Source organism: Noviherbaspirillum sp. FW303-A3 (assembly GCF_058788695.1).
Genome location: NZ_JBYTAZ010000001.1, coordinates 119752 through 133522, shown reverse-complemented (window position 1 = coordinate 133522; position 13771 = coordinate 119752). Strand labels below are relative to the sequence as shown.

At 62.7% G+C, this 13771-nt stretch carries 12 protein-coding genes; 1 reads left to right on the top strand and 11 read right to left on the bottom strand.

The features are described from left to right. Positions 1 to 7: 7 nt before the first annotated feature. The 3 genes from AC3WOY_RS00660 to AC3WOY_RS00650 are packed head-to-tail and all read right to left on the bottom strand — an operon-like array spanning position 8 to position 5811. Positions 8 to 1435 carry an efflux transporter outer membrane subunit gene (locus AC3WOY_RS00660; protein ID WP_492420321.1) on the bottom strand — a complete coding sequence of 476 codons (1428 nt, stop codon included), beginning with the start codon at positions 1433 to 1435 and terminating at the stop codon, positions 8 to 10. After that, entirely contained in the window at positions 1432 to 4587 is a 3156-nt protein-coding gene (locus AC3WOY_RS00655) for an efflux RND transporter permease subunit (protein WP_492420319.1), read from the bottom strand. The genes AC3WOY_RS00660 and AC3WOY_RS00655 overlap by 4 nt, the downstream gene beginning before the upstream one ends. A 12-nt stretch (positions 4588 to 4599) precedes the next feature. After that, positions 4600 to 5811, bottom strand: a complete 1212-nt coding sequence (locus tag AC3WOY_RS00650; RefSeq protein WP_492420317.1) for an efflux RND transporter periplasmic adaptor subunit — start codon at positions 5809 to 5811, stop codon at positions 4600 to 4602. Positions 5812 to 5966: 155 nt separating this feature from the next. Here AC3WOY_RS00650 and AC3WOY_RS00645 point away from each other — a divergent pair, with 155 nt between their 5' ends. After that, on the top strand, positions 5967 to 6632 hold the full coding sequence (locus AC3WOY_RS00645) for a TetR family transcriptional regulator (RefSeq protein WP_492420315.1): 666 nt from the start codon (positions 5967 to 5969) through the stop codon (positions 6630 to 6632). 368 nt (positions 6633 to 7000) lie between these two features. Here AC3WOY_RS00645 and AC3WOY_RS00640 read toward each other — a convergent pair whose 3' ends face one another. From AC3WOY_RS00640 to AC3WOY_RS00605, 8 genes are all read right to left on the bottom strand, one after another. After that, a complete protein-coding gene (locus AC3WOY_RS00640) occupies positions 7001 to 8557 on the bottom strand; it encodes a cytochrome D1 domain-containing protein (protein WP_492420313.1) in 1557 nt (518 codons plus the stop codon). Beyond that, a complete protein-coding gene (gene nirJ, locus AC3WOY_RS00635; protein ID WP_492420312.1) occupies positions 8554 to 9756 on the bottom strand; it encodes a heme d1 biosynthesis radical SAM protein NirJ in 1203 nt (400 codons plus the stop codon). The genes AC3WOY_RS00640 and nirJ overlap by 4 nt, the downstream gene beginning before the upstream one ends. Positions 9757 to 9772: 16 nt before the next feature. Beyond that, positions 9773 to 10264 carry a siroheme decarboxylase subunit beta gene (gene ahbB, locus AC3WOY_RS00630; RefSeq protein ID WP_492420310.1) on the bottom strand — a complete coding sequence of 164 codons (492 nt, stop codon included), beginning with the start codon at positions 10262 to 10264 and terminating at the stop codon, positions 9773 to 9775. A gap of 2 nt (positions 10265 to 10266) precedes the next feature. Beyond that, a complete protein-coding gene (locus tag AC3WOY_RS00625; protein WP_492420308.1) occupies positions 10267 to 10710 on the bottom strand; it encodes an Lrp/AsnC family transcriptional regulator in 444 nt (147 codons plus the stop codon). Then, positions 10703 to 11713, bottom strand: a complete 1011-nt coding sequence (gene ahbB, locus AC3WOY_RS00620) for a siroheme decarboxylase subunit beta (RefSeq protein WP_492420306.1) — start codon at positions 11711 to 11713, stop codon at positions 10703 to 10705. Before ahbB (AC3WOY_RS00620) ends, AC3WOY_RS00625 begins: the two co-directional genes overlap by 8 nt. 162 nt (positions 11714 to 11875) lie before the next feature. Next, on the bottom strand, positions 11876 to 13078 hold the full coding sequence (locus AC3WOY_RS00615; RefSeq protein ID WP_492420304.1) for a cytochrome D1 domain-containing protein: 1203 nt from the start codon (positions 13076 to 13078) through the stop codon (positions 11876 to 11878). Further along, complete coding sequence (locus AC3WOY_RS00610; protein ID WP_492420302.1) at positions 13068 to 13406, bottom strand: c-type cytochrome; 339 nt, start codon at positions 13404 to 13406, stop codon at positions 13068 to 13070. Before AC3WOY_RS00610 ends, AC3WOY_RS00615 begins: the two co-directional genes overlap by 11 nt. After that, the gene (locus tag AC3WOY_RS00605; protein ID WP_492420300.1) at positions 13403 to 13756 is read right to left on the bottom strand and encodes a cupredoxin domain-containing protein; all 354 of its coding nucleotides are present in this window, start codon (positions 13754 to 13756) and stop codon (positions 13403 to 13405) included. The genes AC3WOY_RS00610 and AC3WOY_RS00605 overlap by 4 nt, the downstream gene beginning before the upstream one ends. Positions 13757 to 13771: the final 15 nt, after the last annotated feature.

Below are 13771 nucleotides of genomic sequence, written 5' to 3'. Positions count from 1 at the left end.
CTGATTCTCAGCCCGCCGTCGTTTCCTTCAGCCCGCCGCCCAGGGACCGGTACAAGTCCACCGCATTCGTCAGCCGCAGCAGCCTCGCCTGCACCAGCGCCTGCTCCGCCGAAAACAGTTCGCGCTGGGCATCGAGCACGTCGAGCGCGCTGGCCACGCCGTTCTGGTAACGCAGTTCCGCCAGCTTCATCCGCTCCCGCTGCGCGTCCAGAACACGTGCCTGCGCATCGATCTGTTCGTCGATGGCGCCGCGCGCGACCAGCGCGTCGGCAACCTCGCGGAAAGCCACCTGGATCGCCTTCTCGTAATCGGCCACTGCGATGTCCTTGCGCACTTCGGCGATGTTCAGGTTGGCGCGGTTGCGGCCGGCGTCGAAGATGGGCAGGACGAGTTGCGGCACGAAAGACCAGGTGCGGGTGCCGGCATCGAACAGGCCGGACAGCTCGCCGCTGGCGCTGCCGACGCCCGCCGTCAATGAAATCCGCGGGAAGAAGGCCGCGCGCGCGGCACCGATGTTGGCATTGGATGCCTTCAGGCGTTGTTCGCTGGCCCGGATATCCGGACGGCGCGCGAGCAGGTCGGACGGCAGGCCTGCCGGCAGTTCGGCGACGATGCCTTGCGACGACAGGGGAAGGGCTTGCGGCAGGTCGTTCAAGGGCCGGCCCACGAGCAGCGTCAGCGCGTTGAGAGCCTGGGCGCGCTGGCGCTGCAGGGTTGCCAGCGACGCGCGGGCGCTTTGCACCAGGATTTCATTCTGGCGCAGGTCGAGCGCGGACGATGCGCCGACTTCGAAGCGTTGCTGTGCAAGCTTGTAGGCGGATTCGCGCGACGCGAAGGTGCGGCGGGCAAGTTCCTCCTGTTCCGCCAGCGCTCGTTCCGACAGGTAGGCCTTTGCGACTTCGGCAACGAGACTGATATGTGCCGCGCGCCGGGCTTCCTCGGTCGCCAGGTATTGCGACAGGGCGGCGTCGTTGAGGCTGCGCACGCGGCCGAAGAAATCCAGCTCGAATGCCGGAATCGACAGGCCGACCTGGTAGGCGCTGCCGACGACCGACGTGCCGGTGGGCGAGGTCGCCGCCGAGGTGCGCGACCGCGAACCGGATGCTGTTCCCGAGACGTTTGGCAACATGTCCGCGCCGGTGATGTTGTACTGCGCACGGGCTTCTTCGATGCGCAATGCGGCAATCCGCAGGTCGCGGTTATGCGCCAGCGCGGCGTCGACCAGGGCTTGCAGGCGCGGGTCCTGGAAGAATTCGCGCCAGCCGCTGTCGGCGGTGACGTAGGCGATCTGACCGCCCTGCGGTGCGGCTTCCGCAGGATAGGCGGTCGCAATCGGCGCATCGGGCCGGTCATGCACCGGGGTCAGCGAGCAAGCCGACAATACGGCGGCAGCCAGCAGCGGCAGGGTGAGTTGCGGAATGTTCAACTTGTTCATGCTCCTTCTCCCTCGGCGCTGACATGGTGCGAGTGGGCAGCCCAGAAACGGTTCTGGCGCTCGCTGCCCTTGAAAACACGGCGGACCACGACGAAAAACACCGGCACCATGAACACGGCCAGCACCGTGGCAGTAATCATGCCGCCCATGACGCCGGTACCGATCGCACGCTGGCTGGCAGAACCGGCCCCGGTCGCAATCACCAGCGGCAGGACGCCGAGGATGAAGGCGAGCGAGGTCATGACGATCGGACGGAAGCGCAGCTTCGCCGCTTCGAGCGCCGCCGTCACGGCGTCCTTGCCTTCGGCCTGCAAGTCTTTGGCGAACTCGATGATCAGGATGGCGTTCTTGGCGGACAATCCGATGATGGTGATCAGGCCGACCTTGAAATAGACGTCGTTCGCCATGCCGCGCATGGATACGCCGAGCAGTGCGCCGAGAATGCCCAGGGGCACGACCAGCATCACCGACAGCGGGATCGACGTGCTTTCGTACAGCGCGGCCAGCACCAGGAACACCGCCAGCAGCGACAAGGCCATGAGCATCGGCATCTGTGCGCCGGAAATCTGCTCTTCGCGCGACTGGCCGGTCCATTCGAAGCCGAAGCCGGGCGGCAGCTGGTTCACGAGCTTTTCCATTTCAGCCATTGCTTCGCCGCTGCTGTGGCCGGGCGCCGCCTGGCCGGCGATCTTCATCGCCGGATAGCCGTTGTAACGCACAACCTGCACCGGACCGGTGATCCACTTCAGCGTCGTGAAGGTCGCCATCGGCACCATCTCGCCGGCGACATTGCGCACGTAGAGCTGGCGCAGGTCTTCCGGCTGCATGCGCTGCGACGGCTCGGCCTGCATGATCACGCGCTGCTGGCGGCCTTCGTTCGGGAAGTCGTTCAGGTAGGACGAGCCGAGCGCTGCGGTCAGGGTGGCGTTGATATCGGCGAAGGCCACGCCCAGCGCACTTGCCTTGTCGCGGTCGATGTCGACCTGCAGTTGCGGTGCGTCTTCCAGTCCTTCCGGACGGACGCCGGCGAGGATGGGGCTCTTCGCCGCCATGCCCAGCAACTGGTTGCGCGCCGCGAGCAACGCGTCATGGCCACGGCCGGTACGGTCTTGCAGGCGGAAATTGAAGCCGGTTGCGTTACCCAGTTCCGGGATCGGTGGCGGGTTGAGTGCGAACACGATTGCATCCTTGATCTGCAGCAGCACGCCCATCGCCTTGCCGGAGATCGCATCCGCGGTATTGGCGGCGTCGCGCTCGCTCCAGTCCTTCAGCGGAACGAAGGCAATGCCCGCGTTCTGCCCGCTGCCGGAGAAGCTGAAGCCGGTGACGGCGACGGTATGCTCCACGCCGGGCTGCTTCAGGAAATAGCCTTCCACCTGCTTGACGACGTCGAGCGTGCGGTTGGCGCTCGCGCCCGGCGGCAGCTGGATGTTGGTCAGGATGTAACCCTGGTCCTCGTTCGGCAGGAAGGAGGCCGGCAGGCGCATGAACAGCAGGCCGACGCAGGCGACGATGACGCCGTAGACAAGCATGTAACGCGTGGTCTTGCCCAGCATGCCGACCACGATGCGCTGGTAGCTGTTGGTCGTGTTGTTGAACTTGCGGTTGAACCAGCCGAAGAAGCCTTTCTTCTCATGGTGATGCCCGGCTTCCACCGGCTTGAGCAGGGTGGCGCACAAGGCCGGCGTAAGGGTGAGCGCCATGAGGGCGGAGAACGCCATCGAGGCCACCATCGACAGCGAGAACTGGCGATAGATCGCGCCGACCGCACCGCCGAAGAAGGCCATCGGGATGAACACCGCGATCAGCACCAGGGTGATGCCGACGATGGCGCCGGTGATCTGGCCCATGGCTTTCCTGGTCGCGGCGGCGGGGGAGAGTCCTTCCTCGCTCATGATGCGTTCCACGTTCTCGACGACGACGATGGCGTCGTCGACCAGGATGCCGATGGCCAGCACCATGCCGAACATGGTCAGCACATTGATCGAGAAGCCGAACGCATACATGGCGGCGAAGGTGCCCATCAATGCCACCGGCACCACGATGGTCGGGATCAGCGTGTAGCGGATGTTCTGCAGGAACAGGTACATCACCAGGAACACCAGCAGCACCGCTTCGAGCAGCGTCTTGACCACTTCCTCGATGGAGATCTTGACGAACTTGGAGGTGTCGTACGGGATGTCGTATTGCACGCCGGCCGGGAAGAACTTTTGCAGTTCTTCCATCTTCGCGCGGACGAGGCTGGCCGTGCCGAGCGCGTTCGCGGTGGGCGAGAGCTGGATGCCGATAGCCGAGGACTGCTTGCCGTCGATGCGCGCGGATGTGGCGTAGGCCTGGCCGCCGAGTTCGACGCGGGCAACGTCACGCAGGCGGATGACCGAACCGTCCGTATTGGCGCGGAGAACGATATTGCCGAACTGCTCTGGACTGGATAGCTGGCCGGTGACGACAATGGGCGCCGTCACCTGCTGCGTGCCGGGGGAGGGCAGTTCGCCCAGCGTGCCGGAGGCGACCTGCGCGTTTTGCGCGCGGATCGCGTTGGCGATATCCGCAGGCGTGAGTTTGAAGCCGACCAGCTTTTCCGGATCGATCCAGACACGCATCGCGCGCTCGGTGCCGAACAGGATCGCTTCGCCAACGCCGTCCACGCGCTTGATTTCGTTGAGCACGTTGCGCGACAGGTAATCGCCCAGCGCGACCGGGTCCATGCTGCCGTCCTTCGACGACAGGGTGACCACCATCAGGAAGTTGCTGCGCGCCTTGGTGACCTGCACGCCCTGCTGCATCACGGACTGCGGCAGGCGCGATTCGACGCGGCGCATCCGGTTCTGCACTTCCACGGCCGCAAGGTCGATGTTCGTGCCTGGCTTGAAGGTGGCGGTGATCTGCGCCTGGCCGTTGCCCTGGCTCTGGGATTCCATGTACTGCAATCCCGGTGCGCCGTTCAGTTCCTGCTCGATCAGGCTGGTCACGCTGTTCTCGAGCGACTGGGCGGTCGCGCCGGGATACATCGCGGTGACGACTACCGACGGCGGTGCGATCGTCGGATATTGCGCCACCGGCAGTCCGGTAATGGACAGCGCGCCGGCGATCAGGATGAAGATGGCGAGCACCCAGGCGAACACCGGGCGCTCAATGAAGAATTTTCCCATTCGCTTGCTCTCTTATTGATTGACAGGCTGCGCCGTGTTTTTGACCTCGGATTGCGCCACCGGAGGATGTCCGGCCTGCTTCCAGGGGACGGCATTGACGACGGCGCCGGGCGGGGCTTTCTGGAACCCCTCGACGACGACGCGTTCGCCCGCCTTCAGCCCCTCGCTGACGATCCATTTGTCGCCGGCGGCGGTGTCGGCCTTGACCGGGCGCGGCGCGACCTTGTTGTCCTGCCCCACGACCATGACGACGGCCGCATTGGCTTGGCGCTGCACGGCCTGCTGCGGCACGGTGATCGCGTTTTCCTGCACGGCCTGTTCCACGCGCGCGCGGACGTACATGCCGGGCAGCAGGAAGCGCTCCGGATTCGGGACGACGGCGCGCAGGGTAATCGCGCCGGTGCTCGGGTCGACGGTCTGGTCCGAGAACAGCAGCTTGCCGGCATGCGGATAGACCTCGCCGTCTTCCATCACGATGCTGACCTTGACTTCATTCTTGCCGGCCTTCTGCAATTTGCCGTCGCGCATGGCGCGCTGCAGCTTCAGGGCTTCGGACGCGGGCTGGGTGATGTTGACGTATAGCGGGTCGAGCTGCTGGATGGTGGCCAGCGGCGTCGCCGCACCCTGGCCGACAAGGGCGCCCTCGGTGACAAGCGCGCGTCCGATGCGGCCGGAAATCGGCGCATTGACTGTCGCGTAGCCGAGGTTGAGGCGCGCGGTTTCCAGCGCAGCCCTGGCCGATGCCACATCGGCGGCGGCCTGTTTCTGCGCGGTCAGCGCATCATCATATTCCTGCTTGCTGATGGCATTGGTCTCGACCAGCGGCTTGTACCGCTGGGCCTTGAGCGTGGTCTGGGCAAGGTTCGCCTCCGCTTTTGCCAGGACGGCCTGCGCGCTGCTGGCCGCCGCCTGGAAAGGGGCGGGGTCGATGCGGAACAGGACATCGTTCGCCTTGACTTCGGCACCTTCGCGGAAGATGCGCTGGGTGACGATCCCGGCAACACGGGCCCGTACTTCCGCCACGCGGGTCGCTTCGAGACGGCCGGGAAGTTCGTTGGTCAGCGCAACGCGCTCGGGCGCAACGGTGACGACAGCGACTTCCGGCGGCGGCATGCCGCCCGGTGCCTGGGCCTGGGCGCTGCGAATCTGCTCTCCGCAGCCGGTGAGGGCCGCCACGGCAAGGGCGATAGCGGCGATGGAGGCATTCTTTTGATGTGCAGTCATGGAATTCTTTGAGAAAGATTATCGAACGGCACCTTTTTGCTGGCCCTGGCCGGCTGTGCGCGGTACCTTTTCGCTTCAACAGGCGTATTATATATACGTGCGTGAATGTATGTTTGTATCGATTTGTGTCGTTATGTTTTTGCAAGGAAACAAATATGGCGAGAAAGACCAAGGAAGAGGCACTTGAAACGCGCAACCAGCTACTGGATGCCGCCGAGGATGTGTTTTATCGGCTCGGTTACGCCCGTACGACCCTGGACGCCGTCGCGGAAGCCGCCGGCATGACCCGGGGGGCGATTTACTGGCACTTCAAGAACAAGAGCGACCTGTTCAACGCCATGTGCGATCGTGTGCATCTGCCGATGGAGCAACTCGCCGAAACGGTCAACCAGGAGACAGCGGGCGATCCGCTAGACCACATGCGCAAGGTTGCCGTGTTCTTTCTCAAGGAATGCGACCAGAATCCGCATTTCCGCAAGATCATTGAAATCCTGTGGAAGAAGACAGAGTTCGTGGATCCGACGGATGTGATGTATATCCGGCAGCAAGAGGCAGCGTTGAACGGAAGGGAGCATATCCGCAAGTCGCTCACCCGCGCCGTCGAAACCAAACACCTGTCGCCGGAAACCGATATTCGGCTTGCCGGCGTGCTCTTGCAGGCGAGCATAGAAGGGATTTTGCAGAACTGGCTATTGGAGCCCGATTACTTTTCGCTTGCCGAAGAGGCGGAACGGCTGGTCGATGCATGCTTCGACATGATACGCAGCGCAGCCAGTCTCAGAAAAACAGCGCACCAGATGCGCCTCGAAAAAGGCGCTTGACAATTATCATCCGGTCACAGTTGTTCACACAGGAGGGCGCTTGCGTTCCTGATATGAATCACAATTGGTCGAAACAGGGCTCGGATCGGGTATTTCGCCTAAGTCATTGATTCCACGGATGTATTTCTTTTGCTTAATTCTTGGGCAAATTATCGGAAAGCGCGAAAAATAGGGGTTGATGAAACACAAAAGGGGGTTATTCACAAACTTATCCACAGGAAATGTGGATTGTTGGAAAAAAACCTTTGTCGACAATGACTTATGGCAATTTCTTAAGCGAGTGAGAGAGTTGATCGCGCCCCCGGATCGGATTCGGCCTGACTGTACAGGAGCCAGGGTCGGACCTGGACAGTCAGGGTAGGCGCGCCCTAATGGCTCGTCCCCGCCGAGCGCGTGACCTTGTTATAGACATTGTATTTGCCTGACGGCTTGTTCATCGGGAGGCGCTTGACCTCCTTCAAGGTATTGGCGTCATAGATGACAAGTGCGCCATCCGTGTCCCAGACGCTGACCAGCGCATATTTTCCGTCGCGTGTGAACTCGGTGTGCGCGGCAACCTTGCCCGGGCTTGGACGCAACTCGGCGACCACTTCTAGCGTCTGCTTGTCGAGAATCTGCATGACGTCGCGGTGCGACGTGCTGTTAAATGCATCAACCCAGGCATGGCGCGCATTTTCATGGCTGCGCATGAAGAAGCCGGGACCTGCTGTCTTGACCTGCTTGACCGTCTTCCAGGATTTCATGTCAACCACCGTCACCACACCTTCCTTCAGGTTAGGCGTAGCCAGCACCGGCCGGCCCTGGTAATCCCAGGTGATGCCGGAACCGAGGTGCGGCATGCCGGGCAGGTCGATGCTGGCGACCTTGCGCTTGAGGTCGAGGTCAACGATCTGGCTGCGTCCTTCCCGCGAGGTGCCAATCAGGTATTCGTAGGTGCTGTTGAAGAAGAAATCGTCAAGGTAGTCTTCCAGCTTGATGCGCAGCGGCGGGAACGGTCCCTGCACTGGGATGCCTTCGCCCAGCTTGTAATCGTGCACGAGTCCGGCATAGACCGGCGGCGCCTTCTCGTCGTAGCTCATTTCCCATACCTCGGGAATGTCCTTGAGGGCCGCGACGAAGCTCTTGCGCGGCGCCGCGTCGTAGACCGCCGACACGCGCGAGGTCTTGCCCTTTTCGTCTTTCACCTCGATGACCCGGATCGGCGTCAGGTCGCGCGTATCCAGCGCGACCAGCGTATGGGGCAGGTAATTGGCGACCATCGCGAAACGGCCGTCACTCGATATGGCAAGGTTGCGGGTGTTGATGCCGGCACGGACCTCGGCGACCAGCTTCAGGTTCCAGATGTCGTACTTGGCGATCCAGCCGTCACGCGACGCGAAATACACGTAGCGCCCGTCCGGCGAAAATTTCGGACCGCCGTGCAGCGCGTAGCGCGTCGGGAAGCGGGTGATCGGCTCGAACTTGTCACCGTCAAGGATGGTGGCGTGGTGATCGCCGAGTTCGACCACCACGAACAGGTTGAGCATATCCGCGTTGAACACCGGCTTGTCGTCCAGGCTGCCGGGCTGCTGATGCTGGATGCGGGAAGCGCGGATCTCGTCCATGCCCCATGCCGGCGTCGTCGCCAGCGGGGTATAGATCAGGTCGGTCAGCGCCGCCACCTCGCCGGCGCTCAGTTTGCCGGAAAAGCCCGGCATTTGCGTGGCAATCCGGCCTTCGGTGATGGTCGTAATCGCCGCCGGCTTGCGCAGCCGTTCCAGGTTGCCGGGCAACAGCGCCGGGCCGGTGCCGCCAAGACGGTCGGCGCCATGGCACGCGGCGCAATGCGCCTGGTACAGGCTCGCGGTGTCCGGCGCGGCCCAGGCCGAGCCATACCATAAGGCCAATGCTGCTGCGACACCGGTCAACAATGTGCGCCCGATCATGATGCGCTCCCTGCACGGATCTTGAAATACGGTTTCAGCTGTACGCGCTCGCGCTCGCCGGACAGGCCGATTTCCTCGTCCGACATGTAGCACGCCGGGTCTTCCTGCCACGGGTCGCCGGTCAGCTGCAAGGCGCGCACCCGGGTGTTGCCGCCGCATACGTCGAAATAACTGCACTCGCCGCAGCGTCCCTTGATCTTGCGCGGGCTAGCTTTCAGCCCCGCCATCAGCGGGTCGGAAGTGTCGGCCCAGATCTCGGAAAACTTGCGGTCCCGCACATTGCCCAGGTTGTGGTGCCACCACATCGTGTCGGGATGCACGTTGCCGAGATTGTCGATGTTGGCCACATTCACGCCCGAGGAGTTGCCGCCCCATTGCGCCAGCTTGGCGCGCAAATGCGCTTCGCGTTCGGGCATGCGGCTTCTTACCCATTGCAGCAGGTAGACGCCGTCCGCGTCGTTGTTGCCCGTCACGAATTCCTTTTGTCCGCCGCGCTGCACATCGTCCCAGCAGGTGTCGAACAGCAGGTCCATGGCATTGCGGGTGGTTTGCAGGAACGCGTCGTGTCCGCGATTCTTGTTGCCGCGGCCGGCATAGTTCAGGTGCGACAGGTAGAACTTGTCGATGCCCTCGTCGTCGATCAGCTTGAGCAGGGCCGGCAGGTCGTGCGCATTGTCCTGGGTCAGCGTGAAGCGCGCGCCGACCTTGATGCCGGCGTCGCGGCACAGCCTGACACCCTCCAGCGAGGCGTCGAAGGCGCCTTCCTTGCGCCGGAAGACGTCGTGCGTGGCGCGCATGCCGTCCAGGCTGATGCCGACATAGTCGAAACCGGCGGCGGCAATCGGATCGATGTTGCTCTTGTCGATCAGCGTCCCGTTGGTGGACAAGCCGACGTAGAAGCCCATCTTTTTGGCGCGCTGTGCGATATCGAAGATATCGGGGCGCAGCAGCGGCTCGCCGCCGGACAGGATCAATACCGGCACGCGGAAAGCACGCAGGTCGTCCATCACGGCATAAATTTCATCCGTCCGAAGTTCGCCGGCAAAATCCTTGTCGGCCGAAATGGAGTAGCAATGCTTGCAGGTCAGGTTGCAGCGCCTGATCAGGTTCCAGATCACTACCGGGCCGGGCGGATTGCGCGTCGGGCCGAGCGGTGTGGGAGCGGCGATTTCTCGCATGTACTGGCTGATACGGAACATGTCGTTTCCTTTACCTTTACCCCGGCAGTCGCAGGCCGGTTTTTTTCAAAATTCGGGTGCTGTACAGCACATCATGGCCGCGCACGTGGTCGCCCAGCAGCGCCTTGATCTGCGCGATCTGCACTTCCACTTCCTCGCGCGTGCGTCCATGCACCATGGCGAACAGGTTGTACGGCCACTGCGGCAGATGGCGCGGACGGCGATAGGAATGCGTGACGAAGTCGAGCCGGCCCACTTGTTCGCCCAGCGCGTCGACGTGCTCGTCCGGCACGTCCCACACCGTCATGCCGTTGTTGCGGTAGCCGATCGCATAGTGGTTCGGGACCACGCCGATACGTCGGATCACGCCCGACGCCTGCATGCGCCGCACGCGCGCCATGACCTCATCGGCATCGAGGTTCAACTGTTCGGCGATCGCATGGTAAGGGCGCGCGGTCAGCGGCAAGCCCTGCTGCGTGGCGACCACGATCGCGCGGTCGACTGCATCGATGACTGGCGGTTCGCTCATGGCTAGACTTTCAATTTCATTTCGACGAAGTACTCGCGCGACTTCGGGAAGTTGAATACCTTGCATCCGGTGTCTGCCTCGATCCTGGCTATCACCGTTGCAATCTCTCCGGGGGTCTCGGTGGCGATCACGAACCACATGTTGAGCTCGTGGGTGCGGGCATAGTTGTGCGCGATTTCCGGCAGGGCATTGACGCGCTCGGCGACGCGCTCGAACTCGCCTTCCGGTGCATGCAGCGCCGCCAGCGTGAAAGCGCCGCCCATGCGCTCGATCTGGAACATCGGACCGATGCGGGTCAGTACGCCGCTTTCGCGCAGATGCGCGAGCCGCGCCAGCAGTTCATCTTCCGCAATGCCAATGCGCTGCGCCGCTTCCAGGTACGGCCGCTCGCACACCGGCAGGCCACCCTGCAGGTTGTTGATGATGGCGCGATCGATCTCATCCATGAGCAGCCTCCGCCGGCACCGCGTAATGCGCGCCGCATTGCTTGAAACGGCGGCTGCTGAACAGCACCTCGCGGGGGAATGCGTCCAGCCCGCAAGCCTCGGACAAGGCGGCCAGGCGCGCGCCAACCTCGACGCGGTCCTTGCCATGGATCATGCAGAAAAAGTTGTACGGCCATTCGGGCAATTGCCGCGCGCGGCGATAGCACAGGCTGACGCGGCCGCTGGCTGCGACGTATTCGCCGACCCGGCTGACCACTGCGTCAGGCACATTCCAAACCGCCATCGCGTTCGCGGTGTATCCCAGCTCGTGATGCCGCACGACGACGCCGAAGCGCTTGATGGTGCCTTGCGCCTGCCAGCGCGCGATGGTGTCGAGCGCCTGTTCTTCGCTCAAGCCCAGGCACGCAAACGGCCGGGCCACGAACTGCAGGCCGCCCTGCAGCGAGGCGACGAGGACTTGTTCGTCGGCATCCAGGCTGATTTCGGCAGGGCGAATGGCGGCTGCGGCCCGCGGCGTGGAGGAACGTCCGGATGCTGTCAGGTCGAAACCGAGGTCAATGTGATATTGCTCGCGCATCGGCAGTTTCAGCACCGGCCCGCATTGGCATGCGCTTTCGACTTCCTGCAATACCGCGTGCAAGCGCTCGGACGAGCAGGCGGTCACGACGAACCACAAGTTGTACTCGTGTTCACGTTCGTAATTGTGGTTGACTTCCGGGATTGCGCTGACCTGGCGGGCGACCTGTTCCAGGCGCTCTGCCGGCACCCGCAATGCGGCAAGGGCGCTCGCACCGATCGCATTGGCCTGGAACACCGCACCGACGCGGCTGACCGCACCGGATTCCTGCAGACACTGCAGCGTTTCGATGACAGTTTGCTCATCGCTGCCGAGTTTTTCCGCCAGTGCCGCAAACGGGCGCGGCAGCAAGGGGAAATCGCGTTGGAAGGAATTCAGCAGTGAAAATTCAAGATCGCTGAAGGGAGATGTCGGCTCGGGGTGCATGACGCGGTTGTTTCCTTCTCTCATCGAAACCAGGATCGGGCTACGCCCGAACGCCTGTATTTCGTGTTGGTGGAAGCATGCCGGAGGGGAAGCGCCAATTCCTTAATTCACGTCAACTTTTCCCGAACGGCTCGGGCCCGCGCCGGGCGAGGGCGCGGCGGTTCACAAACCGGTGCGATGCGCGCGTGGCGTGAAGAAGATGCCGCTCGGCTTGTCGGAGGGCAGTTCTGTCATCTGTTCGAAGGTTTCGGAGTCGTAGATTTTCACGCGATCCTCATCGCGCACCGATACCCAGATGTGCTCGCCGCGCGGCGTGAATTCCATGTGCAGCACACCCTTGCCAGGCTTGAGCGTCTTGATGATCTTGCGGCTGGGGACATCGATCACCTGCACCACTTCGTTATGCGGGAAGGCATAGTTCACCCATACCTGCCGATTGTCGGGACGTGCCACGACGAAAACAGGTTGGCCATGCACCGGAATGCGGCCGACTTCCTTCCAGCTGCCCTGGTCGACCACCAGCACTTCATTGCGGCCGACTGCCGGCACCAGCAGTTCCGTGCCGGTCGCCGCCCATCCTTCGAGGTGCGGCATCTTGTACACCGGCAGCTTCTGCTCGCCCTTGCCGTAGCCGTTGAGCACGCGCTTGACGCCGTCCTTCTGGTTCCACATGTCGAGCATTGCCAGTCCATCTTCACCAAACAGGCCGGCGAGATAAAAGCGGCCATCAGCGGTAATCATGCCGTCATAGGGCTCCTTGCCGATGTTCTTGAATTTGGTGACCACGGGACTGGACGGCGCCTTCATGTCGACCAGCCAGATCTCGCCTGCCTCGAACAGGCTGAACAGGAAGCGGTTGCCGGGCAGATCGACCAGGCCGATCACCTTGGACGACTTGCCGCTGTCGTCGATCGCGGGAATCTCCGCGACGAGATCGAGCGTACCGGCATTGAAAAACTTGACGCCGCCCGGTGTATAGTTCGCCACGCCGATCAGTTTGCCGTCCTGCGAGATCGCGCCGCCGATGCTGTTTCCGCCCTGGATCACACGCTTGACGATGCGTTGCTCCAGCATGTCGATCTTGGTCAGTCCGCCGTCGCGGCCGAACACATAGGCGTAGCGTTCGTCGCGCGAAAAATTGACGGATGCGTGGGACAGATCGCCGAGACCGGTCACCTGCGCGAGGCGGGTGCGGTTGGTGGTCTCTACGATCTGCACACTGCCGGTGGCGCGCTCGATCACCACGCCGAGATCGCCCGTGCTGCGCAATTGCGGCGCCGCACATCCGGCGAGAACAGCCGCGCAGGCGATTCCTGCCAGTAGGCGCCCCCACTTGCGCAGGGCAACAGAAAAATCAGCGCGCATCGGGCAATCCTTTCTTCAACATATCAACAATCCAGCCTGCCTCTTCCTCCGTCATGAACGGATTCCAGGGTGGCATGGTGGTGCCGTAGCGGCCTTGCATGATGGTTATTGCGAGGCTGTCGCGGTCTTTTCCTTCGAGTGCTTGCGGCGTCAGCGGCAGGCCGAGTCCGCCTTCCATGCGCAGCCCGTGGCACGAGCCGCAATCCTGCACGACGAGGTTCAGCAGTTCCGCGCGCCGCGCAGGAGCGGGTTCTGCCCGCGATGCCGGCGACAACAATGCCAGCACGAGGGGCGCGCCAAGGCAGGAGAAGGCGATGAGTTTTCTCATGGCTCGACTTCGATGATGCCGATCATTTCGGGATGGGGATCGCAGATGTACTTGTAGACACCGGGTTTGTCAAAGGTGCGTTGCCAGGATTCGCCGGGAAACAGGCGCTCTGACTGTGGTTCGCCGTCTGGCTGGAAACGCACCGAATGACTGGTGCGTTTTTCGCTGTTGGTCCACTTGACTGTGGTGCCGGGCTTGACCTTGACCCATTGCGGCGCGAAGGCCATCTTGTCAATGCGCACTTCCACCGTCTGGCCCGCTTCTGCCAGTGGAATGGAAAACGCAATCATGGCAATGGCTGCCGCGGATGCCGCCTTGAGCATGATTGCCAGTCTTTTCGTATCCATCATCGACCCGTTTCAATC

What these genes read in the sequence shown, in the direction of transcription:
- AC3WOY_RS00625 (WP_492420308.1), bottom strand. Translation starts at nt 10,710, where the DNA reads ATGGATGAGATCGATCGCGCCATCATCAACAACCTGCAGGGTGGCCTG.
- AC3WOY_RS00645 (WP_492420315.1), top strand. Translation starts at nt 5,967, where the DNA reads ATGGCGAGAAAGACCAAGGAAGAGGCACTTGAAACGCGCAACCAGCTA.
- ahbB (WP_492420310.1), bottom strand. Translation starts at nt 10,264, where the DNA reads ATGAGCGAACCGCCAGTCATCGATGCAGTCGACCGCGCGATCGTGGTC.
- AC3WOY_RS00605 (WP_492420300.1), bottom strand. Translation starts at nt 13,756, where the DNA reads ATGATGGATACGAAAAGACTGGCAATCATGCTCAAGGCGGCATCCGCG.
- ahbB (WP_492420306.1), bottom strand. Translation starts at nt 11,713, where the DNA reads ATGCACCCCGAGCCGACATCTCCCTTCAGCGATCTTGAATTTTCACTG.
- AC3WOY_RS00610 (WP_492420302.1), bottom strand. Translation starts at nt 13,406, where the DNA reads ATGAGAAAACTCATCGCCTTCTCCTGCCTTGGCGCGCCCCTCGTGCTG.
- nirJ (WP_492420312.1), bottom strand. Translation starts at nt 9,756, where the DNA reads ATGTTCCGTATCAGCCAGTACATGCGAGAAATCGCCGCTCCCACACCG.
- AC3WOY_RS00650 (WP_492420317.1), bottom strand. Translation starts at nt 5,811, where the DNA reads ATGACTGCACATCAAAAGAATGCCTCCATCGCCGCTATCGCCCTTGCC.
- AC3WOY_RS00655 (WP_492420319.1), bottom strand. Translation starts at nt 4,587, where the DNA reads ATGGGAAAATTCTTCATTGAGCGCCCGGTGTTCGCCTGGGTGCTCGCC.
- AC3WOY_RS00640 (WP_492420313.1), bottom strand. Translation starts at nt 8,557, where the DNA reads ATGATCGGGCGCACATTGTTGACCGGTGTCGCAGCAGCATTGGCCTTA.
- AC3WOY_RS00615 (WP_492420304.1), bottom strand. Translation starts at nt 13,078, where the DNA reads ATGCGCGCTGATTTTTCTGTTGCCCTGCGCAAGTGGGGGCGCCTACTG.
- AC3WOY_RS00660 (WP_492420321.1), bottom strand. Translation starts at nt 1,435, where the DNA reads ATGAACAAGTTGAACATTCCGCAACTCACCCTGCCGCTGCTGGCTGCC.